The sequence below is a fragment of the Paenibacillus sp. FSL H8-0259 genome (assembly GCF_037963255.1).
GTDB classification, from domain to species: domain Bacteria; phylum Bacillota; class Bacilli; order Paenibacillales; family Paenibacillaceae; genus Paenibacillus_AQ; species Paenibacillus_AQ phytohabitans.
Window position 1 is genome coordinate 5,362,959 of the sequence record NZ_CP150147.1, and the last position, 20,817, is coordinate 5,383,775.

At 51.3% G+C, this 20,817-nt stretch carries 25 protein-coding genes; 9 read left to right on the forward strand and 16 right to left on the reverse strand.

Going from position 1 to position 20,817, the window contains the following annotated elements:
* Window positions 1-97: 97 nt before the first annotated feature.
* From NSU01_RS23255 to NSU01_RS23275, 5 genes are all read right to left on the reverse strand, one after another.
* On the reverse strand, window positions 98-331 hold the full coding sequence (locus tag NSU01_RS23255; RefSeq protein WP_039300347.1) for a DUF4227 family protein: 234 nt from the start codon (window positions 329-331) through the stop codon (window positions 98-100).
* A 208-nt stretch (window positions 332-539) separates the two neighbouring features.
* Window positions 540-1,007, reverse strand: a complete 468-nt coding sequence (locus NSU01_RS23260; protein WP_042138700.1) for a Fur family transcriptional regulator — start codon at window positions 1,005-1,007, stop codon at window positions 540-542.
* Between the two features lie 196 nt (window positions 1,008-1,203).
* Complete coding sequence (gene spoIIM / locus NSU01_RS23265; protein ID WP_042138701.1) at window positions 1,204-1,839, reverse strand: stage II sporulation protein M; 636 nt, start codon at window positions 1,837-1,839, stop codon at window positions 1,204-1,206.
* Window positions 1,840-1,910: 71 nt separating this feature from the next.
* The gene (locus tag NSU01_RS23270) at window positions 1,911-3,107 is read right to left on the reverse strand and encodes an endonuclease Q family protein (protein ID WP_042138702.1); all 1,197 of its coding nucleotides are present in this window, start codon (window positions 3,105-3,107) and stop codon (window positions 1,911-1,913) included.
* Complete coding sequence (locus NSU01_RS23275) at window positions 3,098-3,670, reverse strand: NUDIX hydrolase (RefSeq protein ID WP_042138703.1); 573 nt, start codon at window positions 3,668-3,670, stop codon at window positions 3,098-3,100. The genes NSU01_RS23270 and NSU01_RS23275 overlap by 10 nt, the downstream gene beginning before the upstream one ends.
* Window positions 3,671-3,747: 77 nt before the next feature.
* Here NSU01_RS23275 and NSU01_RS23280 point away from each other — a divergent pair, with 77 nt between their 5' ends.
* The gene (locus NSU01_RS23280) at window positions 3,748-3,921 is read left to right on the forward strand and encodes a hypothetical protein (protein WP_156118672.1); all 174 of its coding nucleotides are present in this window, start codon (window positions 3,748-3,750) and stop codon (window positions 3,919-3,921) included.
* A gap of 154 nt (window positions 3,922-4,075) precedes the next feature.
* Here the strand turns inward: NSU01_RS23280 and NSU01_RS23285 are convergent, their stop codons facing one another.
* The gene (locus tag NSU01_RS23285) at window positions 4,076-5,203 is read right to left on the reverse strand and encodes a M20/M25/M40 family metallo-hydrolase (protein ID WP_076245565.1); all 1,128 of its coding nucleotides are present in this window, start codon (window positions 5,201-5,203) and stop codon (window positions 4,076-4,078) included.
* Window positions 5,204-5,300: 97 nt separating this feature from the next.
* On the opposite strand from NSU01_RS23285, the gene prli42 reads away from it, so the two are divergent.
* On the forward strand, window positions 5,301-5,402 hold the full coding sequence (prli42, locus tag NSU01_RS23290; RefSeq protein WP_099052488.1) for a stressosome-associated protein Prli42: 102 nt from the start codon (window positions 5,301-5,303) through the stop codon (window positions 5,400-5,402).
* A 73-nt stretch (window positions 5,403-5,475) separates the two neighbouring features.
* Here prli42 and lipB read toward each other — a convergent pair whose 3' ends face one another.
* The 5 genes from lipB to lpdA all read right to left on the reverse strand — a co-directional run bounded on the left by lipB (window position 5,476) and on the right by lpdA (window position 11,756).
* Window positions 5,476-6,177 carry a lipoyl(octanoyl) transferase LipB gene (gene lipB, locus NSU01_RS23295; RefSeq protein ID WP_179093563.1) on the reverse strand — a complete coding sequence of 234 codons (702 nt, stop codon included), beginning with the start codon at window positions 6,175-6,177 and terminating at the stop codon, window positions 5,476-5,478.
* A 76-nt stretch (window positions 6,178-6,253) separates the two neighbouring features.
* A complete protein-coding gene (locus tag NSU01_RS23300; RefSeq protein ID WP_042138706.1) occupies window positions 6,254-7,663 on the reverse strand; it encodes a dihydrolipoamide acetyltransferase family protein in 1,410 nt (469 codons plus the stop codon).
* A 381-nt stretch (window positions 7,664-8,044) separates the two neighbouring features.
* Window positions 8,045-9,031: an alpha-ketoacid dehydrogenase subunit beta gene (locus tag NSU01_RS23305; RefSeq protein WP_076245571.1), complete on the reverse strand. Its 987-nt coding sequence runs from the start codon at window positions 9,029-9,031 to the stop codon at window positions 8,045-8,047.
* A 3-nt stretch (window positions 9,032-9,034) separates the two neighbouring features.
* The gene (locus NSU01_RS23310; protein ID WP_039300370.1) at window positions 9,035-10,066 is read right to left on the reverse strand and encodes a thiamine pyrophosphate-dependent dehydrogenase E1 component subunit alpha; all 1,032 of its coding nucleotides are present in this window, start codon (window positions 10,064-10,066) and stop codon (window positions 9,035-9,037) included.
* Between the two features lie 268 nt (window positions 10,067-10,334).
* On the reverse strand, window positions 10,335-11,756 hold the full coding sequence (gene lpdA / locus NSU01_RS23315) for a dihydrolipoyl dehydrogenase (RefSeq protein WP_076245573.1): 1,422 nt from the start codon (window positions 11,754-11,756) through the stop codon (window positions 10,335-10,337).
* Window positions 11,757-11,923: 167 nt separating this feature from the next.
* On the opposite strand from lpdA, the gene NSU01_RS23320 reads away from it, so the two are divergent.
* Window positions 11,924-12,229, forward strand: a complete 306-nt coding sequence (locus NSU01_RS23320) for a DUF2627 domain-containing protein (protein WP_042138708.1) — start codon at window positions 11,924-11,926, stop codon at window positions 12,227-12,229.
* A 540-nt stretch (window positions 12,230-12,769) separates the two neighbouring features.
* On the opposite strand, the gene NSU01_RS23325 is transcribed toward NSU01_RS23320, so the two are convergent.
* The 3 genes from NSU01_RS23325 to NSU01_RS23335 are packed head-to-tail and all read right to left on the reverse strand — an operon-like array spanning window position 12,770 to window position 16,604.
* On the reverse strand, window positions 12,770-14,617 hold the full coding sequence (locus NSU01_RS23325; protein ID WP_076245575.1) for an ABC transporter ATP-binding protein: 1,848 nt from the start codon (window positions 14,615-14,617) through the stop codon (window positions 12,770-12,772).
* On the reverse strand, window positions 14,598-16,376 hold the full coding sequence (locus tag NSU01_RS23330; RefSeq protein WP_076245578.1) for an ABC transporter ATP-binding protein: 1,779 nt from the start codon (window positions 16,374-16,376) through the stop codon (window positions 14,598-14,600). The genes NSU01_RS23325 and NSU01_RS23330 overlap by 20 nt, the downstream gene beginning before the upstream one ends.
* A gap of 18 nt (window positions 16,377-16,394) precedes the next feature.
* Window positions 16,395-16,604 (reverse strand): hypothetical protein, encoded by a 210-nt coding sequence (locus NSU01_RS23335; RefSeq protein WP_144026123.1) that lies wholly within the window; start codon window positions 16,602-16,604, stop codon window positions 16,395-16,397.
* Between the two features lie 181 nt (window positions 16,605-16,785).
* On the opposite strand from NSU01_RS23335, the gene NSU01_RS23340 reads away from it, so the two are divergent.
* Entirely contained in the window at window positions 16,786-17,355 is a 570-nt protein-coding gene (locus NSU01_RS23340) for a thymidine kinase (protein WP_042138712.1), read from the forward strand.
* Between the two features lie 284 nt (window positions 17,356-17,639).
* Here the strand turns inward: NSU01_RS23340 and NSU01_RS23345 are convergent, their stop codons facing one another.
* On the reverse strand, window positions 17,640-17,894 hold the full coding sequence (locus NSU01_RS23345) for a hypothetical protein (protein ID WP_039300390.1): 255 nt from the start codon (window positions 17,892-17,894) through the stop codon (window positions 17,640-17,642).
* A 31-nt stretch (window positions 17,895-17,925) separates the two neighbouring features.
* Window positions 17,926-18,444: a DinB family protein gene (locus NSU01_RS23350; protein WP_042138713.1), complete on the reverse strand. Its 519-nt coding sequence runs from the start codon at window positions 18,442-18,444 to the stop codon at window positions 17,926-17,928.
* Between the two features lie 130 nt (window positions 18,445-18,574).
* Between NSU01_RS23350 and NSU01_RS23355 the strand changes: the two genes are divergently transcribed.
* From NSU01_RS23355 to sda, 5 genes are all read left to right on the forward strand, one after another.
* Complete coding sequence (locus tag NSU01_RS23355) at window positions 18,575-19,246, forward strand: hypothetical protein (protein WP_042138714.1); 672 nt, start codon at window positions 18,575-18,577, stop codon at window positions 19,244-19,246.
* Window positions 19,227-19,745 (forward strand): accessory gene regulator B family protein, encoded by a 519-nt coding sequence (locus NSU01_RS23360; RefSeq protein WP_179093557.1) that lies wholly within the window; start codon window positions 19,227-19,229, stop codon window positions 19,743-19,745. Before NSU01_RS23355 ends, NSU01_RS23360 begins: the two co-directional genes overlap by 20 nt.
* A gap of 2 nt (window positions 19,746-19,747) precedes the next feature.
* Entirely contained in the window at window positions 19,748-19,867 is a 120-nt protein-coding gene (locus tag NSU01_RS23365) for a cyclic lactone autoinducer peptide (protein ID WP_144026124.1), read from the forward strand.
* A 21-nt stretch (window positions 19,868-19,888) separates the two neighbouring features.
* On the forward strand, window positions 19,889-20,227 hold the full coding sequence (locus NSU01_RS23370) for a LytTR family DNA-binding domain-containing protein (protein WP_042138715.1): 339 nt from the start codon (window positions 19,889-19,891) through the stop codon (window positions 20,225-20,227).
* A 261-nt stretch (window positions 20,228-20,488) separates the two neighbouring features.
* Window positions 20,489-20,668 (forward strand): sporulation histidine kinase inhibitor Sda, encoded by a 180-nt coding sequence (gene sda, locus NSU01_RS23375; RefSeq protein WP_039300400.1) that lies wholly within the window; start codon window positions 20,489-20,491, stop codon window positions 20,666-20,668.
* Window positions 20,669-20,817 lie beyond the last annotated feature (149 nt).

Sequence of the window (20,817 nt, forward strand, 5' to 3'; positions counted from 1 at the left end):
GGTTGGGGTCCGGCAGCAGTCAGAACGCGGGGCGTCCCTTACATGCTCTAGATTCATTCGACAGGCTTCTAGCTTTTTCCTGCAACCGGCGGAGCGCTCACTCCCCGTACCAATAGTAGAACCGCAGGCGCTGACCTGCACTCAGCCCTTCATCGCTTTGCTTCACATCATGAAATGCCCGGATGGCTGTGCCCTCCGGAATATCATAGTTCTGAGCGGGGCTGATCCAGGCACTGACCCAGCTTAGGACATAGTACAGCACACAGCTGATCGCAACGAGCAAGGTCATGAAATACAGCCGGCGTACAGTTTTGGGAATGGAGACAATCATCTTAGGCAACCTCCTAAAAGTAAAAGTTATGGCAGCATCTGCTTCACTATTACACTTCGCAGAACTCGTCCTTCACTTTATGCGCCGGAGGGTGGTGTTATGTATTGCTCTTTGAATAATCAGTTAAAAAGCCCCCTCCGGCCATTCAGCCGGGGAGAGCTTGTGCGGTAATTCCTCATCTGTATAAGAGTTCATGCTCTATATTAGCTTATTCGGGAGTATTGCCGTCTGCAGGATTCTTATCCTTGCAGCGGTGGCAAATTCCGTGAAAATCAAGTCTATGATCAAGCACCGTAAAATTATAATCCTTCTCAAGACGCTCTTCCAGCGGACCCAGCCAATCCTCACGAATCTCATCCATGGTTCCGCATTGTACACAAATCAGATGATGATGATGATGTTTCGCTGTATCGGTCCGCAGATCATAACGGGCAACACCGTCTCCGAAATTAATCTTCTCCACGACATGAAGCTCGCTGAGCAGTTCCAGGGTACGATATACGGTGGCGAGACCGATCTCCGGAGCCTTTTCTTTCACCAGCATGAATACATCTTCAGCGCTTAAATGATCATCCTCGTTCTCCAGTAGAACTCTTAAGGTCGCTTCCCGTTGAGGTGTAAGCTTGTATCCTTGGGATTGTAGTTGTTGCTTAATCTTGTCTATCCGGGCTTCCATTGTCTGCCTCCCCCTTGGAAAATTACCGCACCGGGCTTCAAGCCACTTCTTCCATTATAGGGGGAGTTACTTTGAGAAGTCAAACGCTTTTAGCTTACGCGGAGGCAGGACCCCAACGTTCAAGGAAGTGCCCGAATGGAAATTCATTCCACCGCATGTTCTCAGTACAGGCTTATGCTTCCTGAAGATTCTACGCTCATCCGGCTGACACCAGCATCGGCGTCACCCATCTCATCATCACCGGGGTCACCCAAGCCTCAAATCCGGAGATTCCCATAACCAGCAGGGCCATGCCGAGTGACAGCAGGGTGTACATTACAAAAGGCCGGGTCACCTTGGTACGCCGCTGTTGTCCCAGCACCCGGCTGCGGATCATCAGCAGGGAGAAGGCGATCGCTGCCGCGCTGCATACAAGCAATACCGGAATCAGCACCAGATTATGCGGGGCCACAGAGACCAGGGCAAACAGCATGCCATGCCAGGAATACTGGCTGACCAGACAGCCGACGGTGAAGCCGATCAGCACGCCTTTGAGGAAATCCAGAATCAGAATCCCCGGAAGTCCGATAACCGACAAGCCGAGTATCCATATCAGTCCGACCCATTTGAGATTGAATGCGGCAATCCCCCAATACGAATCCTGCGCGGCAGGCAGTCCCTGTTGATCCACGGTCATGAAGAAATTACCCAGATAATCCCCCAGCTCCTGCTGCTGATCCAGCGTTAACGCACTGACAATGAGCGCTCCAAATACGACCCCGACCAGGAATAATACCGCGACAAAAATATAAAGAGGCGTCTGTTCCTTCATCATCAGCCTTAAACTGCGCATCAAGACATTCTCCTTTCCGGTCACATGTTACACCTTATGAAGGAATGTCCCGCTCTATGACTTGTCCTTGGTTACTTCCCCTTAATGACCTTGCCGTACGTCCCTCCGCCTCCTGAAGAGAGCGCAAGCCTGCCGGTACGGGCCAGTACGATCAGCTCTGCAAGCTCTTGTCCGGCAACAGCAGCAAGCTCGGCTTCACCCGCCTTGTGCAGTATATTCATCTCTGTGCCAAACGCCTGCAGCAGGGCATTCAGCTTGCGCTTGCCAAGTCCCGGAATAAACTCCAGAGGCACCTGGTAATGGTAGGGCGGACGGTACGCCGGAACCAGCGGCTCCTTACGATCAGCAATATCGAGAATACGGTCCAGCACTCCTTTCACCAGCTTCGGACTGCCGCAATACGGACAGCGCTCTGAAGTCGCATACGCCTCATCGATAATGCTGCCGCAGCCGCCGCAATATGTGCGGTGGTATTTCCCCAGCCGGGGGTTCAGCCCGAAGTTGGCACTGATCCGGCGTCCCTCCGAGCGTTCCAGCGCCAGCTTCAGCTCATGGAAAGAGGGCTGCTGCATCTCAATCACATTATACTCACGGCCGATTTTGCCCAGGGAATGAGCGTCAGAATTGGTCAGGAAGCTGTACGGGTCAAGCTCTGAAATATACCCAGCCATTTCTGAATCCGCACTGAGTCCAAGCTCTACTGCCGCAATGCGTTCCAGGTCAAATAAGTCAGCCATGCGCTCCGCTGCACAGCCGTAAAGCCCTTTGTGCGGAGTGAAAATATGTGCCGGAATCAGCAGGCCTCCCCGTCCTGTAATCTCGTCCTGCAGCACCCGGGAGGGTGCATACAGGCGCTGGGAGCTTAGATTCACGTTCCGCATATGGGCGCTCATCCAGCTGCTGAACTCTTCCATGGTCCCAAGGTCCGGCATGAAGGCCAGGACGTGGCACTCTTTTCGCCCGGGCTCACGGATCTCAATCTCGGTTCCCAGGATTATCGTAGTCCCCCTGTAGGCAATACCTCCGCCTTCCGCCATCGTCATCTCGCCGGAATCCAGCGCCGCATGAATATCCCGCAGCACCCCCGGGGAGTGGCTGTCGATGATGCCGATCAGACCGATTCCCTTGCGTTCCGCCGCCTCTTTGGCAATCCCGGCGAAGGTGAGCTCGCGGCTGCCGCTGATTTTGACCGCCTGTCCCTCTGAAGTCCGCCCGATATGCACATGCAGGTCGCAGTAAACGCTCTGCAGCGTGGACTCTAGTGCCATTGCCCAGTCAGCGTATACAGATGCCAGGCGTAGACAGCCATCATGGTCTTGGCATCGGCAATACGTCCATCCGCGATATACTGGTAAGCTTCCTCCAGCGTCAGCTCGGAAACCTCCAGGAATTCATCCTCATCCAGCGCCATCTCACCCGGCTGGGCATCTTCGGTCACATAGAGGTGAATGATCTCGTCGGCGAAGCCGGGAGAGGTATAGAAGGACTTCAGCAGCTTCAGCCCGCCGCTGTGAAATCCGGTCTCCTCCTGAAGCTCACGGCCCGCAGCCGCCAGCGGATCCTCGCCTTTGTCCAGCTTGCCTGCCGGTATCTCCACCTCAGTCCGGTGCATCGGCTGGCGATACTGTTCCACTACTAGCATTTTACCGTTATTCAGTGCCAGCACAGCTACGGCCCCCGGATGCTTCACGACCTCACGGGTTGCTGTATTGCCGTCCGGCAGCTTCACCGTATCTACCTGCAGCGAAATAATGTTGCCAGTAAAGATCGGCTTCGTCGACAATGTTTCTTCATCCAATGCGGGGTTGCGGTTGATTTCATCGTTTTTCATAGATTTGTGGTCTCCTTTGGCATGGTTATGCATAGGGTGTATTATAGCAAACTTAAAAGGAAAGAAGGAATGCAGGCATGAATGATTGTCTTGTCCGAGCAAGCTCATCCGCAGTTACAATGGTAGGTAAACCGGAGCAGATCATGGCCGTAATGGCCGGATGGATGAAGCAGTACGGGCGCGATATGCCCCTATCCTATATCCTGCTGCTCCAGACGGAAACGCGGATCACAGCTTCCAAGGCAGGATAATGCCGCTTCGTTCTTCCGGATATCCGTGAGGAAGATTAGCTTCACCGAGTAACAAGAAGGAGCTGTCTCCCGGTGAATTCCGGAACAGCTCCTTTTTGTTACATTTAAGCGCAGCCGGCCCCTTGATCGGCAGGCATCTGCGCAGTTTTTGAAATCAGCCTTTTTGGCTCTCGGCCACAATAGCTACAACCAGGCTGGCTACTTTGACAATATCTTCGGCTTTGATCCGTTCCTTCGTTGTGTGGATATCCTCATAGCCGACAGCCAGATTCACAGTAGGAACCTTCAGGCCGTTGAACACATTGGCATCACTGCCGCCTCCGGAAGCGAACAGCCGGGTGGTCAGTCCCAGTGAAGTAATCGCGCGGTCTGCCAGCTGTACCACCGGATCATGCTCATTAAAGCTGAACGCCGGATAAATGATTTCACTGCGGAATTCACTCTGTGCGCCATTGTCACGTGCGGTTGTCTCCAAGGCTTCACGCATAGAGGCAATCTGCAGTTCTACCTTTTCCTGCACGATACTCCGGGCTTCCGCATCCAGCTGCACATGGTCGCAGACCACATTGGTCGGGCCGCCGCCGGCAAATTTGCCGATATTCGCTGTCGTTTCATTATCGATCCGTCCAAGCTTCATCGCCGAAATCGCTTTGCTCGCCACTTGAATCGCACTGATTCCATCCTCCGGATTAACTCCGGCATGAGCGGATTTGCCGAAGATCTGCATCGTTACCCGCGCCTGTGTCGGCGCAGCAATGGCAATTGCTCCTACTTCACCATTGGAATCAAGCGCGAAGCCAAAATCGGCATCCAGATGCGCCGGGTCCATTGCGCGTGCGCCCATCAGCCCGGACTCTTCGCCTGCCGTAATGACAAACTGAATCTGCCCGTGCGGAAGCTTCTGCTCCTGAATCACCCGGATCGCTTCGAACAGGGCGGCAAGCCCCGCTTTGTCATCCGCTCCGAGAATTGTACTGCCGTCGCTGGTAATCCAGCCGTCTTCCCCAAGGGAAGGCTTAATATTCTGCCCGGGAACCACTGTATCCATGTGGCAGGTGAACAGCAGCTTAGGCGCGCTCACGCCGCTGTCCGCAGGCCAGGTCACGAATAGATTACCAGCTCCGTGTCCCGTTCTCTCCTGGGAATCATCTTCAACTGCTGTCAGTCCCAGAATGCTGAATTTTTCCTTGAGTACATCGGCAATCCGCCGTTCATTTCTGGTCTCACTATCAATACGGACAAGCTCCATGAATTCATTGATCAACCGGTCTTGTGATATCACTTGGACTTCCCTCTCTTTCGCGGATACGTTACAATGGTTGTACTGCGTTCATTTACGCCTACGTTCTTAACTTAAACTAATCTCAAAGGAGTCACTCATGCAACAGAAAAAATGGTTCCGCATCATTATCTACATCATGCTGATCGCTATGATCGCCTCTACGGTGCTGTTCGTCATCGAGCCGTTTATGGCCGGTTAGTCACGTTTAGTACTTGAATAACAGCGTCCGGGTTCTCCGGGCGCTGTTTGACGTTGCCTGGATTCAGCATTCCTTATTCTGCAGCACTTACAGCCCCGGCAACCGCTTCATACGGAAACTGCTGCAGGAAATAAGGCACCAGCTCGGAAGCAACACTCTCCAGGCCAAAGGAGCGCCCGGTGCATTCCTCAAGTGAAGTGACCCCGTACTCGGCAATGCCGCAGGGTATGATTCCCGAGAAGCCGCTTTGGCTGATTCCGGCTGAAATGTTGAACGCGAAGCCATGGCTGGTAATAAAACCTCTGCGGAATTTACTCTTGTTGAATTTGACGCCGATCGCACAAATTTTCTCATCGCCGACCCATACGCCCGTATATCCCTGCTTGCGGGTTCCTGATATCCCGTGTGAAGCCAGATAGGCAATAATAACGGCCTCCAGCCTGCGCAGATATCCGTGCAGATCGACCTTGCCGTCTTCGCCAAGCTTCAGGAGAGGATAACCTACAAGCTGGCCCGGTCCGTGATATGTAATATCTCCTCCGCGGTCGATTTCAAACAGCGCAATCCCTTGTTTCCCAAGCTGTTCCACGCTAAGGAGCAGATGCTCCGGATGATTCTGTGAACCGATGGTATAGGTAGGCGGATGCTGCAGAAGGATCAGCCGCTCGGAAGCGGTGCCTGCGTCAATCCCCTGCACCGCTTCCTTTTGCAGCTCCCAGGCCGCGCCGTATTCCATCAGCGGGAGATAGGAAACTTCCAGTTTGCTTAAGTTCAGGTTGTCCATGGTCATAAGGTCCCCTTTGCTTCATATTCTCCCTGTCACAGGGTTCCGCAGCTGCCTTGTTAAAACATTAGTACAGCTTGGTGTCCGGCGTATAACCTTCCACATTATCCTTCACGCGCTGCAGGAAACGCCCGCTGATGACTCCATCCAGAATCCGGTGATCCAGCGACAGGCAGATATTGGCCATCGAGCGGACGGCGATCATATCATTGATGACCACTGGTTTTTTCACGATAGATTCAAAGGTTAGAATCGCCGCCTGCGGATAGTTAATGATCGGGTAGGACAGAATCGAGCCGAACGAGCCGGTATTGTTAACCGTGAACGTGCCGCCCTGCATATCTTCCAGCCGCAGCTTGCCTTCACGGGTCTTCAGCGCCAGTTCGTCGATCTCGCGGGCCAAGCCTGCGACGTTCTTCTGGTCGGCTTTTTTGATGACCGGTGTCATTACAGAGTCCTCTGTGCCTACAGCGAGCGAGATGTTGATATCGCGTTTGACAATGATTTTGTCAACGGCCCAGACGGAGTTCATGATCGGATAATCTTTGATTGCACTGACAACCGCCTTCATCAAAAAGGCCAGATAGGTCAGATTAATGCCCTCTTTGCGCTTGAACTCATCCTTCAGCTTGTTGCGCAGCACGACAAGATTGGTCACATCGACCTCAATCATCGTCCAGGCATGCGGAATCTCCGAGACGCTCTGGCGCATACGGGTAGCGATCGTATTACGGATCGGCGTAACGTCGATCAGGTATTCCGAGCTGCTGCCCCGCCCGCCTTCCACTTCGATCGTCGGAATCTTCGGCGACTCGCTTAAGTGCAGGCCGGAGTGACGCAAATGCTGAAGCTCTCCGCGCACTTCTTCCTGAATAGGCTGGAATACAGGCTGCTGCGGCGCAGGAGCAGCAGCAGTTGGGGCTGTAGCTGCAGGCTGAGCCGCAGCTGCACCGCTCTCCAGGAACGCGAGCACATCCTTGCGTGTGATGCGTCCGCCCAGGCCGGTGCCCGGCACGGCCGCAAGGTTGATGCCGTGCTCGGCGGCCAGCGTCTGCACAGCCGGAGAGTAACGGGAACGCATCGGAGCATCCGCGTCAAAAGCCGCAGCCGGCACAGACGGCCGGACGGAGGCGTGGGCAGGCTGCGGCGCTGCGCCGGAGGCCGCTGTTGCTGCGGCATTGGCAGCTGCCGGGGCCGCTGCGGATGCCGCAGGGGCTGCTGCACCCGCTACTGCGATGCGGGCGATAATCTCGCCGACGCTGACGGTCTGGCCTTCTTCGGCGAGCAGCTCCACCAGCGTACCGTCTACGGTAGCCGGCAGCTCAGCATTTACCTTATCCGTAATCAGCTCACAGATCGGCTCATATTGCTCGATCGTATCACCCGGCTGCTTCAGCCATTTCCCGATCGTCGCCGATACCAGCGATTCTGCCAGCTGCGGCATGATTACATCCGTCAGCTTTGTATTGTCAGACATAATGTCACTCCTTAAAGTTTTGTAAGCACAAGCTTCCTGAAGCAGCTTCGTACAAAACTGGCTTCGGAAGCATACACTTATGTTTTGTAAGCACATACTTCCTGAGTTAGCTTCGACAAAACTGGCTTCGGAAGCATGTAGCCATGAAATCCTGCCCAAAATACAACATTTCACCACTTAAATGTGCCAAAAATCAGAAAAGTTGTACAAAAGGCAGCATTTCTCTTTATCCAAGCGGATAAGCGTGCAAATTGTTGTATTTCATACAGCAATCCTGCCTAACCCACCGCTAATTTCGAATCTAAGCTGCAATAATTGCAACATTCATGCCCAATGTACATACAGGCTGAACATAAAGACCTCACCTGTTGTTCACATATATCAGTACTGCGCCAAACGCAGCATCTCCGCCTTTAATTTGTCCTTGCTCAGCATGAAGAACTTCTCCATCGGCGGGGAGATTGGCATCGCCGGCACATCAGGTCCGCACAGGCGGAAGATTGGCGCATCCAGATCAAACAGGCAGTGTTCAGCGATAATTGCTGCCACTTCGCCGCCAATGCCTCCGGTCTTGTTGTCCTCGTGGACAATCAGCACCTTGCCGGTCTGGCGGACAGCGGCAATAATCGCCTCGCGGTCCAGCGGCTGCAGGGTGCGCAGATCCAGAATATGCGCGGTAATGCCCTGCTCGCGCTCCAGCTCTTCCGCTGCCTGCATCGCAAAATGCAGCGGAAGGCTGTACCCGATCACCGTAATATCGCTGCCTTCACGCAGCAGATTCGCTTCACCGATTGGCACAATGTAGTCGCCCTCCGGCACATCTTCCTTGATCAGCTTGTAGCATTTCTTGTTCTCGAAGAACAGCACCGGATCGGGGTCACGGACAGCAGCTTTCAGCAGTCCCTTGGCATCGGCAGCCGAGTAAGGGGCTACAATCTTCAGTCCCGGAGTACCGAAGAAGATCGATTCCGGACACTGAGAGTGGTACAATCCGCCGAAGATCCCGCCGCCGATAGGCGCGCGGATTACCACCGGACAGTTCCAGTCGTTATTGGAACGGTAGCGGATTTTGGCCGCCTCGCTGATAATCTGGTTCGTTGCCGGCAGCATGAAATCAGAGTACTGCATTTCGGCGATCGGCTTCATGCCGTACATCGCCGCGCCGATTGCCACGCCGGCAATCGCTGACTCCGCAAGCGGTGTATCAAGCACGCGCTCTGCGCCGAACTGATCCTGCAGTCCTTTGGTGGTCGTGAATACGCCGCCCTTCACGCCGACATCCTCACCCAGCACGAACACCGAATCATCGCGCTCCATCTCTTCCTTCATTGCCAGCCGGATTGCATCGATATATTCCATCATCGCCATGGCTTATGCTCCTCCCTTAAGGCCGGATTCATCGTACACATGCAGCAGCGTATCTTCCGGTTTCGGGAACGGTGCATTTTCGGCGTAGGTTATGGCCTCTTTCAATTCAAGATTATATTCGGCAACCAGATCACGCTCCTGCTCGTCACTCCACAGACCCAGTCCGGTCAGGTACGTGCGGAACGCGGCGATGCCGTCCTTTTTCCAGTTCTCGTCAACCTCTTCCTTGGTCCGGTAAGCCAGATCATTATCCGAGGTGGAATGCGGCGACAGGCGGTACATCATCGCTTCAATCAGGGTGGGTCCTTCTCCGGCGAGCGCACGCTCCCGCGCCTCTTTGACCACACGGTAGACCTCAAGCGGATCATTGCCGTCCACCCGTACACCCGGGAAGCCATAGCCGAGGGCGCGGTCACTGACCTTGCCTCCAAGCTGCTTGTGGGCCGGAATGGAGATCGCATACTGGTTGTTCTGGCAGAAGATGATGACCGGCAGCTTATTCACACCGGCGAAGTTACACGCTTCATGAAAATCACCCTGGTTACTGGAGCCTTCACCGAACGTAACAAAGGAAACAAACTTTTTCTTCTGCATCTTGGCCGCCAGCGCGAAGCCTACAGCATGCGGAACCTGGGTCGTAACCGGACTTGATCCCGTTACGATACGCAGGCGTTTGCTTCCGAAGTGGCCCGGCATTTGCCGGCCGCCGCTATTGGGATCTTCCGCCTTGGCGAATACGGACAGCATCAGCTCACGCGTGGTCATTCCTACCGTCAGCACGAACGCATAATCACGGTAATACGGGAGGAAATAATCATTCTCCCGGTCCAGCGCAAAAGCCGCTGCGACCTGCGCCGCTTCCTGTCCGATGCCGGACACATGGAAGTTGATCTTGCCTGCGCGCTGAAGGAGCAGACTGCGCTCATCGTATTTGCGCCCGAGCTGCATGAATCTGTACATATCGATAACCTGGCCGTCGCTGAGTCCAAGCTGTTTATGTCGGTTAACGGTTTCTACAGTACCTTGGGATTCCATATAAGAGGTACCTCCTAAAAGTTTTGTAAGCATAGCTTCCTGAATTCAGGTCGTACAACCGGCTCCGGAAGCGTTCGCTAACTTTGTTAAGCATGACTCAACAAAGTATATGTCCTGATCTTAAAACCAGGTACTAATTTCATTCTAAGTTCATTATAATCCCTTTCCATACAAAAAGAAAAGCCAAGAAATGCCGCTATGGAGCTGTTTAGGCGCATCAAGCGCCCTCAGCTCCGTCCGGCATTCACTTTAGCCCTTTCATCTTATCCTAGAATCCAATTGCTCTTCCATCCACCGCCAGCATCGCTTCCCCGATGATCTCCGAAAGTGTCGGATGGGCATGGACCGCCTCGCCAACCTCCCAGGGTGTTGCATCCAGAATCTGTGCCAATGCCGCTTCACCGATCAGGTCCGTCACATGCGGGCCAATCATCTGCACGCCGAGGATATCCCCGCTCTTCGAGTCGGCGACCACTTTTACGAAGCCGTCCTTCATGCCGTAGACAATCGCTTTGCCGATAGCCGAGAACGGGAATTTGCCGGTTACAGTCTCATGTCCCAGCGCCTTCGCTTCCTTCTCGGTATAACCGACACTTGCTACTTCCGGCCGCGTATAGACACAGCGGGGAACAAGATGGGCTTCATACGGATGGAGCGTTTCGCCCGCCAGGTGATTCACGGCACGGATGCCTTCATGGCTGGCCGCATGTGCCAGCTGCAGTCCGCCGATGCAGTCGCCAATAGCGTAGATATGAGGCTCCCCCGTCTGCATGCTGGCATTCACTCCGATGACACCTTTGTCGAAGCGGATATCTGTATTTTCCAGGCCGATATTCTCGATATTCGCTACGCGCCCTACGGATACCAGCAGCTTCTCGGCCGACAGGCTCTGGCTCTGCTCACCCTTGCGGGCTTCAATTGTAATTCCTGATTCCGATATACTACAGGTCTCTGCATCCACGGTAGTACCGGTCAACACTTTGACTCCGCGTTTCTTGAGCAGACGCAGCAGTTCTCGGGCCACTTCTTCGTCTTCCTGCGGCAGCAGCTGGCTTGCAGCCTCAACTATAGTTACCTGCACACCGAAATCGGCCAGCATCGAAGCCCATTCCACGCCGATAACCCCGCCGCCCACAATAATAATCGACGCCGGAAGCTCTTCGAGCGTCAGCGCTTCTTCACTGCTCAGAATCACTTTGCCGTCAGGCGCAAGGCCCGGCAGAATACGCGGGCGTGATCCGGTAGCAATGATGAGATTGGTGGAGACTACAGTCTCCATCTCGCCATCCTCCAGCTCCACGGCAACTGCACCGCTTCGCGGAGAGAAGATAGACGGGCCGATGATCCGGCCTTTGCCTTTGAGAATCTGAATTTTATTCTTGCGCATCAAATACTGCACACCCTGATGGAGCTGCTCCACTACCGCTTCCTTGCGCAGCTGCACTTTGGGAAACACCAGCTCAACGCCAGTTGTCTCTATACCGTAGCTTTCGCTCTCCTTGATTTCAGCAAATACCTCGGCACTGCGCAGCAGTGATTTGCTGGGAATGCAGCCGCGGTGCAGGCAGGTTCCGCCCAGCTTGTCCATTTCGATAACGACGACGGATTTGCCGAGCTGCGCGGCGCGGATCGCCGCCACATAACCACCGGTACCTCCACCAAGTATCGCCACGTCACAGGTAATTGTCATGATATGTATCCTCCAGTCATTCCTCTAAAGTTCAGTTTAACCTATTATATTGTACTCTCTTTTGATTCTATTACAAAACTTATAAACGTCATGTATCCATGGACTTTTGCCAATTGAAGCGTTATCATAGGGGTGAATTCAAACGGCTGCGAAGAGGAGGGACGATTATGAAACTGCTCATTTCACGCTTCATTGCCATCCTTATCCTGGTGATCCCCGGCCTTCTGGCCATGAAGGGTTTCCTGATGATGAAAGATGATATTTTCAACTTTATCTCCATGCATGGCGACGAGTCCGTCACTCCGGATTTCGCCTGGCTGCATTTTGGCGGAGGATTACTGCTATTCCTGGCCGGGATGAGCTTCCTCGGCGGCTGGATTCTGACCCGGGACCGCAAGAAGAACTACGTAGGACCACGGTTCAGAGAGAAACAGAAAGCGCAGCAGCCCCCGTCCACCAATGCCACACCCTAATAATAATCAATAACACTAATAAGCAGGGGATGTCCCAAGCCAGGATTGAAATGGCTGCAGAGGCATCCCCTTTTGTCGTTCGAATGTTCTGAAACCAACTGCAATGTAACTTGAGCCGGAGAAAATCCCGATCCGCACCCGGAATTCTACAACCTCTTATACTTGATTCGTTACCGGCCTAGGAAGCACTGTCTATTAGGCCGCTGCAGACAAAAATGTTGTATGTTTTGCAACTTTGATACCCAGATAGCCAGGTATCCGGGTGGATTGTTGTATGAAATACAACAATAATCCGGCTAAGCCGCTTAAATAAAGTGAAATCCTGCATTTACTACAACAATTATGGTTTTAGGCCGGTAGGTAGAGGGAAATGTTGTATTTTGTGCAGGATTTCATTAAAGTTGCCCGATCTCTGTCCCCGGAAAGCGGATATAGTCGGGACATTCGTGCGGCCACAGCAACAGCAGCAGCCCGGAAGTCCATCCTGCACCGCCCATTTCAGCAAAGCATCTTCCCTATCCCATCCTTGCCGGCAGCAACTTACTGCGCAGCAGCCCCCTTGCTCCCCTGTACCAGTTCGCTATAGAGACCGCCCCGCCGCAATAGCTCCTCATGGGAACCCTGCTGAATCAGCCGTCCGCCTTGGAGCACCAGTATGCGGTCAGCAGCCCGGATCGTGCCCAGCCTGTGGGCAATCACAAAGCTCGTCCGCCCTTTCATCAGCGCCTGAAGGCCTTCCTGAATCTTAATCTCGGTCACTGTATCAATACTGCTCGTAGCTTCATCCAGCACCAGCATAGACGGATTCGCGAGAATTGCCCGGGCAATAGCTAGCAGCTGCTTCTGCCCCTGACTGATGCCGCTGCCGTCTACGGACAGCATCCGGTCATAGCCCCCTTGCAGCCTCATAATGAAGGCATGGGCATTGGCAAGCTTCGCGGCTTCCTCCACCTCTTCATCGGATGCATCCAGTCTGCCGTAACGGATATTGTCGCGGATCGTTCCTTTGAACAGGAAGGAATCCTGCAATACGAAGGCCATGTGGCTGCGCAGACTTTCCCGGGTAATCGTGGAGAGCTCTCTTCCGTCCAGCGTAATACTTCCTTTACTCGGATCGTAGAAGCGGGACAGCAGGCCGATTAGGGTGGTTTTGCCGGCTCCTGTAGGTCCAACAAGCGCAATCATCTCTCCGGGCTTAGCTTCAAAAGAAATATCCTGCAGTGTATCTGCGCCTCCATCATAGGAGAAGGATACGCCCGAGAACTTCACCGCGCCCTCCACATGCTGCAGCTTTACCGCTGCCCCCTCATCCCTGGCTTCTGTTTCTTCATCAAGTACTTCGAATACCCGCTCCGCTCCGGCAATTGCCGACAGAAGCGTGTTCCACTGGTTCGCCAGATCATTCAGCGGGCGTGTGAATTGACGTGCATATTCGGCAAAAGCAATAATTATCCCTACTGTTACGAGTCCGCGGATGGCGAGCAGCCCCCCGACTCCGGCAACGATTGCAAAGCTTAGGTTGTTCAGACCATTCATTAGCTTGGGAATGAAACCGGATATCGCCTGCGCCCAGTACCCTGACAGCATAATCCGTGTATTGCGCTCCCTGAAGCCGGTAATGACCCGCTCCTCCTGCGAGAACGCTTTGATAATCCGCTGCCCGGACAACGTTTCTTCTATAAATCCGTTCAATTCCCCCATATTGCGCTGCCGTTCCTTGAACAGCGGGCCGGTCCGCCGGGTAATCCAGCGCATACCCAGCATCATCAGCGGCACAACGATGAAGGTCAGCAGCGTCAGCAAGGGACTGAGCCACAGCATTACCCCCACCGTACCCACCAGCGTCAGGATACTGGAGAAAATCTGAATCGCCGAGCTGTTCAGCGTCGAGCTGATATTCTCAATATCATTGGTTAGCCGGCTCATAATCTCCCCCTGCTGCCTGCGGTTGAAGAAGGAGATCGGCAGACGGTGCAGATGAGAGAACAGATCCGTACGCATCCGGTATACGGTCTCCTGGGCAATCTCGATCATCCAGATATTCTGCAACCAGGAAATCAGAGAATTAAGCAGATAGACAAGCGCCAGTGTGACCAGAAAAATCACCCAGGTTCTGCCCCCGTCCCCTTCAAGATAATGGTCCACCGCCCGGCTGATCAGGTAAGGTCCAAGCAGGGACAGTCCTGAGCTGAGCAGGACCATAAACAGTACCAATAACAGCTTAGCCCTGCGCTCCGCAAGGTAACTCCATATCCGTCCAAGCGTACCGGACCAGTTCTTGGCTTTGGCCTTCGGTTTCCGGGCGCCCATTGCCCCGAAGACCTTCCCTTCTCCCAGTCCGACCTCCAGCTTCGGATGGCGGAACGGCTCAATGAGTGCTTTGAACATGCTGCGCCTCCCCTGTCTGTGACTGATAGATTTTGCGGTACAGCGGGGACGCATCCATCAGTTCTTTATGCGTCCCCTGGGCAATCAGCCGTCCTTCGTCCAACAGCAGAATCAGATCGGCCGACACAGTGGAACTGATCTTCTGGGTGATGAGGAACGTTGTGCAGGACATCGTCTTCAGCTCCGCCAGTAAAAACCCCTCCGTCACCGCATCAAGCGCACTGGTGCTGTCATCGAGAATCAGAATAGCCGGTTTGCGTACCAGTGCCCGCGCGATGGTCAGACGCTGCTTCTGTCCACCGGACAGATTGACTCCGCGTTGCCCAAGCCGGGTATCGTACCCCTCCGGCAGTCCTGTAACAGTCTCATGAATCTGTGCCGCTGCGGCTGCCTGCTCAATGTCCGCCTGACCCGCCTGCCCGTTACCCCAGGCAATATTTTCTCGGATCGAGCCGGTGAACAGCAGTACCTCCTGCGGTACATAACCAATCGATCCCCGCAGTGCCTGTATGCCAATTTCCGTATGCTTCATCCCGTCAATCCTGATGACACCGCTGCCACACTCATACAGACGGGGGATCAATGTTACCAGAGAGGATTTACCTGAGCCCGTTGCACCCATAATCGCCACACGTTCTCCAGGCTGCACCGTGAAAGAAATGTCCTCCAGCACTTTAATCTCACTGCCGGGATAACTGAAGCCGACCTGCTGGAACTCGACCTTCCCCTTAATGGCTGGCACCTCATTCTGATTCAGAGGACCCTTTTGCGCTGGCCCCATCCCGTTCAGGGGCGCCATTCCCAATTCCCCCGGACCTTCACTGGCCGACATCACTTCATCAATGCGCACGGAAGAAGCTCTGGCGCGCGAGAAGCTTACCATGATCCAAGACAGCGCAGACAGTGCACCCATGGTGCGCAGGGAGTAATTAATGACTGCAACGGTCTGGCCGAGCGTCGCATCACCTGTGGATATCTCAATCCGGCCAAACCATAAGACCGCCAGAATTCCAGCATTCACGATGATCATAATGAACGGTGTCGAGGTCTCCGTGAGCCGCAGCGCGGATACAGTCGATTGCATCAGCTTCCCGCTGAACGTGGCAAACCGGCTAATCTCATGACCCATGCGTACAAATACACGAATCAGACGGATACCGGTAAGGTTCTCCTGAATGACACCATTGACATCATCCAGCCGGTTCTGCACATTGCGGAACAGAACAGAGGCTCTCCGCATCAGCCATAGGAGGAAAATCACCAAAAACGGCAGCGTCACCGTCAGCAGCAGCCCCAGCTTGACATGCACCACGAGCGCCATAATTACGCTGCCCACCACTACCAGCGGGATACGGGTCATGAACCGCAAACCCATGAATATTGTATCCTGCAGCTGAGACACATCACCCGTAAGCCTTGTAATCAGCGACGAAGTAGGGAACCGGCTGAAGATTTCATAAGAGAAGGATTGCACCTTCTCATACAGCTTGTCCCGCAGGTCAAATGCGAACCCCTGGCTGGCATGTGATGCAAAAAAGGAGCTGAGCACTCCGGCAAGAAACGCCACTGCCGCGCTTCCCACTAGCACACCGCCCCACAGCCAGACTACCGCTGTATCTTTTTCCCGGATGCCTTCATCAATGATTTTGGAGATCAGCAAAGGCTGCGACAGCTCTACTGCCAGTTCGATCAGCATCATTACCAGCGCGGCAATGGCTGCGACACGGTATTTTTTAAGATAAGAGAAGGTTAGCTTCATCGGTTATACCCCATTTATTTATTCGTAGAGCGCATCCCGCAGACGGGTAGACATCGCTGAGCCTTGTCCCGATTTCAGGATGACCCGGCGCAATGCCTTATTGCTGCGGTGAAGCTCCGTCATTTCTGCCAGCATTTGAACCAGTAAATCCTCCGACTCAGGGCTTAGTTCTCCCTTCTCCTGAAGTAGGTTCAGCCGTTCCTTGTATTGCTCCAATTTCTCTGTCACCTGATAAACTTCCTTTCTGTTCACAAGATTCTCCTGCTGAAGACATAATTGCGTTCATTATATCACATCCCCGCTGGAGCAATCTTTTCACTGGCTACCCCGGCCCCGAATATGATACTCTAATAAGGTCGCATTTTTCGGATACTATTAACCAAGCTGAACAGCGAAAGGATAGATGGACGTGGCACAGTTATTTTTCAAGTATGGGGCAATGAATAGCGGCAAATCCATTGAGATTCTCAAGGTTGCACATAATTACGAGGAGCAGGGCAAGTCGGTACTCCTCTTCACTCCATCCCTTGACGACCGGGACGAAGTCGGTTACATCTCTTCCCGGATCGGACTGCGCAAGCAGGCCATCCCTATCGACGAGAATACGGATATCTACAGCATTGTCAGCAGCAATCTGCCGAAACCCCACTGTGTGCTGATAGATGAGTGCCAGTTCCTGACTAAGGACTGCATTCTCCAGCTCGTGCGCATTGTCGATGAGCTCGGCATTCCGGTCATGGCCTTCGGCCTCAAAAATGATTTCCAGAACAATCTGTTCGAAGGCAGCAAATACATGCTGATCTACGCCGACAAGATTGAGGAAATGAAGACCATCTGCTGGTTCTGCGCCCGGAAAGCCACCATGGCACTACGGGTCGAAGACGGCAAGCCTGTATACAGCGGCAAACAGATTCAGATTGGCGGCAATGAAGCCTATTACCCGGTCTGCCGCAAATGCCACAAGAATCCTCCATTGTAAAAAAGAATGTATAAAAGGCTTAAAAGGTTTTTACTGAAGGCATGGTCGTCATTACAGTGAATATTTGGACTTCCGGCCGCTGTTGTCTCCTGATTTCTATTATTTAATCCGCTGCTACGGTTGAAATCCGGAGACAAAGGCGATCGCTATCGCTCCTACAGTTCCAAAATCCCCTTCCAATCCTATTTAGCCTTTTGTTATTTCCTTTAATCACTTTATAGATAGAAAACACCAAAACGCATTCCAGCCATTGTTAGGCTAAAATGCGTTTTTTGTGTTTTATTCTAATGAATAGCCTTCAGTGCACTGTGCTCATCTTCCTTACGTACATACAGATCATGCTGAACCGTAGCCTTCCCTCCATAATTAGCACGCTGGGTGGTCGCTTTCATTCCGCCGTTAATCCTGGAGCGGTGCCGTACTCCTGCCGCCGTCAAAAGACCTTTTACCTTAAAATATTGTCCCTGGTCAAAAGTGGTATATACTAATGTGCGTTCTCTCGGAATGAAGAAATGCCAGATGCCTTTTAGCAAGCTCATAAGCGCTCCCCTCCTGCCTAATTACAGCATTTTAGTTCAAGTAACGTTCATGAAGAATCCGCAGATGATGCAGCTCATGTCCGATAATCAGACAGGCCTGCGCCCGAACCGACATGGCTATACCCCCGAAGCTCCCCTTGCGTGTATAGGAATCCTCCGGCAGACTATCCAGCAGCGTCAGGGTGGACTCCCGGACGATCCGGTAATGCGTGATCATCTCCTGTAGCGAGAAGCGGTCGAATCCGCCAGCAGCAGCGTAATCATTCTCTTCATAGCCGGGCAGCGGCGCCTGCTCTCCTCTGGCAAAACAAAGCAGACGGTAGGACATAATCCGGTCGTTATCCGTTAGATGCCCTATCATTTCTTTGATGCTCCACTTCCCTGGTGCATACCGGTATGCGCCTTGCTCCTCAGTAAGTCCGCCAAACAGAGCCAATACTTGCTGCGTCTGCTCTCTTAGAATGACCCTCAAATCTCCTTCTGGCGGCACCAAAGTAATATATCTGGACTGGAATTCGGTGTATTCTCCCTGCTCTGGACGCTTCTGCATGGTAAAACTCCTCTCAAAATACATTTTTTAAGAAATATTTGCCGGAAAGTGTCAAAACCTGTTGTTGCATTTTATCCTATTATGTATAATATCACCAAGATTAGCTACTTTGGTATTTGGGAGTGTAGGCATGCTGGATTTTGTGCTCTTTATAATCCTATCCGTATTAGAAAGCTCTGCATTGTTCTATCTTGGATTCAAATTGTTCAAGATTGATCTTTATTCTAAAGAGATTATCTTTGCGGGTATTATTATGGCGTTTTTTTCTTATGTCCTCCGCTACGATTACCAACTTGCAGAACTAGATGTTCTAGTACAATACACTCTTATCATTTGCTTTTTATGGTTACTTTTTCGCATTCATATTTTTTATGCATTTATAATGACAGCGATTGCTTACCAATCCTATTTGTTAATACAGTCTCTTCTATATTTAATCATTGATTATACAGGGATATACGGACTTAACTATCCAACGATTTCTACAGGAATCTATATATTACAAATCCTGACCGCAACAACTACTATTATCATTGCTAATTACGTGGGTAAAAGAAGAAAAGGATTTGACTTTATTCCGGATAAACCTGATGAAAAAATCACTATCGGAAAACGCGAGAAAATTATGTTTATTCTAACAATTCCTTCGATTATTTTTGCAATGCTAATGCTATTTTTTGCAGAACATCTATTCAGATTTTTCTTTATTATACCTTTAATCTATGCTCTACTTTTATTTGGATACCTGTATCAATCAGACAAAAAAAATCGGGGTGATGATTTTGAACAGTTTGGCTCTTAAAATTTCACTCGCCATAAAGAAAACTAACCCTGAAGAAACAGTATCAGTTGAAGTTATGCAATATGCTTTAAGTATTATTTTGAATACACTCTTGACCTTCATCGTTTCACTGTCTATTGGATTAATATTGAACAATCTCAAAGAAACCCTGATATTCTATATAAGCCTTTCATTACTTCGTGTTTTTTCAGGAGGAGTTCACCTAAAATCCGCAACAGCATGTAATATTGTGACGATCTTAATTTGCTCCATGACCCCTTATTTATTTCAGCTTACAGATACCATCCTTTGGTTCGTTACAGCTTTTTCTTTAATTCTAGTGCTTCTATTTGCACCAAATCCAGATAAAAATACCCAAATCCCAGTGAAATGGTACCCTTCACTAAAATTAATTTCAGTTATAATGGTTTGTTTAAATTTTTTTATTGCATCCTCTGTCATCGGACTGGCATTTTTAGTCCAGTCAGTTACAATAATTCCTTGGAAAAGGAGGTGCTAATCATGAAAAGACAGGTCGCAAAACATGCTTCTTCTGCCCTTAACGTATCTGCCCGCTTTTTTGCAGCTGTTATGAAGCTAGGATTCCACAGTCCAGAAGCTCCACAAGAATTACGTAAGTAATCGAACAAGGATGGGGACAACATGCGTGTTCTACTAAACGACGGCTCTTCCCGGGATATTCAGGAAGAAGAAATATTGTATTTCTCTAACTATAAGAATACAATATTCGTCCATACGAAAGAAGGCGAATTCGTTCTCCCCACCACCCTTTCCGATCTGTTGTCTGCATACAAGGATAACGGATTCGAACGTCTGGACCGTAGTAATGTAGTCAGTCTCAGCAATATAGAAAACTATGATATAGAACGTAAGGTCGTTCTATTTAATCAAGGAGAACAATTCGCTCATGTTTCGGAGTCCAACGAATCCCGGATCAAGAAGTATTTGAATGCTCGCCAATCTAACGTCTCTGAGTCCTAGTTAGCGCTCGTGATTCAGAATAATAATCCCGGAACCTTACAGGTTCCGGGATTATTTATATTGCGTCAGAAAGGTAGATATGAAGATCCCAAACCAAAGCCAATCATTATCCCATATTACCCATCTTTTGTAAAGATGAATTCAGAGGGCGAATGACAGCAGACGGATTAGCTTCCAAATGGTACCATTTTGATAGATTCGTAATGATTTAAAACAATTCACTTATTTGCTAGCACTCTCAACTACAGATGGAGGAATCTAATGGAATATTATTTTCATCCTTCTCCGCGCCCCTCATCACTTGAGCTATTGTCTGACGAACAATTAATTAACATCTATGAATTGGCGCTGGAAGCTAAAGCTTCAGCTGATTTTATCGAAATCATCAGAAATGTCCTCTCTGGCCGAAATCTGTTAGGCTCAGATCATTATGATGCCTAATCCCTATTTTCAAGCCCTCCTATAAAACCATTCTGCTTATTGGTATATTGACCCGGCCTGCCGGGCAATATACTTTTTTGTCATTTTAAGATAATCAAATTTTAGTTTTTAATTTCAATTTCAATATCTTTCCTATATAATATTCTTTG

Coding starts and splice junctions, on each gene's coding strand:
- sda (WP_039300400.1), top strand. CDS start 20,489: ATGGAATATTATTTTCATCCTTCTCCGCGCCCCTCATCACTTGAGCTA.
- NSU01_RS23270 (WP_042138702.1), bottom strand. CDS start 3,107: ATGGCACTAGAGTCCACGCTGCAGAGCGTTTACTGCGACCTGCATGTG.
- spoIIM (WP_042138701.1), bottom strand. CDS start 1,839: ATGCGCAGTTTAAGGCTGATGATGAAGGAACAGACGCCTCTTTATATT.
- NSU01_RS23275 (WP_042138703.1), bottom strand. CDS start 3,670: ATGAAAAACGATGAAATCAACCGCAACCCCGCATTGGATGAAGAAACA.
- NSU01_RS23310 (WP_039300370.1), bottom strand. CDS start 10,066: ATGGAATCCCAAGGTACTGTAGAAACCGTTAACCGACATAAACAGCTT.
- NSU01_RS23260 (WP_042138700.1), bottom strand. CDS start 1,007: ATGGAAGCCCGGATAGACAAGATTAAGCAACAACTACAATCCCAAGGA.
- lpdA (WP_076245573.1), bottom strand. CDS start 11,756: ATGACAATTACCTGTGACGTGGCGATACTTGGTGGAGGTACCGGTGGT.
- NSU01_RS23325 (WP_076245575.1), bottom strand. CDS start 14,617: ATGTTCAAAGCACTCATTGAGCCGTTCCGCCATCCGAAGCTGGAGGTC.
- NSU01_RS23370 (WP_042138715.1), top strand. CDS start 19,889: ATGCGTGTTCTACTAAACGACGGCTCTTCCCGGGATATTCAGGAAGAA.
- NSU01_RS23355 (WP_042138714.1), top strand. CDS start 18,575: ATGCTGGATTTTGTGCTCTTTATAATCCTATCCGTATTAGAAAGCTCT.
- NSU01_RS23305 (WP_076245571.1), bottom strand. CDS start 9,031: ATGGCGATGATGGAATATATCGATGCAATCCGGCTGGCAATGAAGGAA.
- NSU01_RS23350 (WP_042138713.1), bottom strand. CDS start 18,444: ATGCAGAAGCGTCCAGAGCAGGGAGAATACACCGAATTCCAGTCCAGA.
- NSU01_RS23255 (WP_039300347.1), bottom strand. CDS start 331: ATGATTGTCTCCATTCCCAAAACTGTACGCCGGCTGTATTTCATGACC.
- prli42 (WP_099052488.1), top strand. CDS start 5,301: ATGCAACAGAAAAAATGGTTCCGCATCATTATCTACATCATGCTGATC.
- NSU01_RS23320 (WP_042138708.1), top strand. CDS start 11,924: ATGAAACTGCTCATTTCACGCTTCATTGCCATCCTTATCCTGGTGATC.
- NSU01_RS23300 (WP_042138706.1), bottom strand. CDS start 7,663: ATGTCTGACAATACAAAGCTGACGGATGTAATCATGCCGCAGCTGGCA.
- NSU01_RS23345 (WP_039300390.1), bottom strand. CDS start 17,894: ATGAGCTTGCTAAAAGGCATCTGGCATTTCTTCATTCCGAGAGAACGC.
- NSU01_RS23280 (WP_156118672.1), top strand. CDS start 3,748: ATGAATGATTGTCTTGTCCGAGCAAGCTCATCCGCAGTTACAATGGTA.
- NSU01_RS23365 (WP_144026124.1), top strand. CDS start 19,748: ATGAAAAGACAGGTCGCAAAACATGCTTCTTCTGCCCTTAACGTATCT.
- NSU01_RS23330 (WP_076245578.1), bottom strand. CDS start 16,376: ATGAAGCTAACCTTCTCTTATCTTAAAAAATACCGTGTCGCAGCCATT.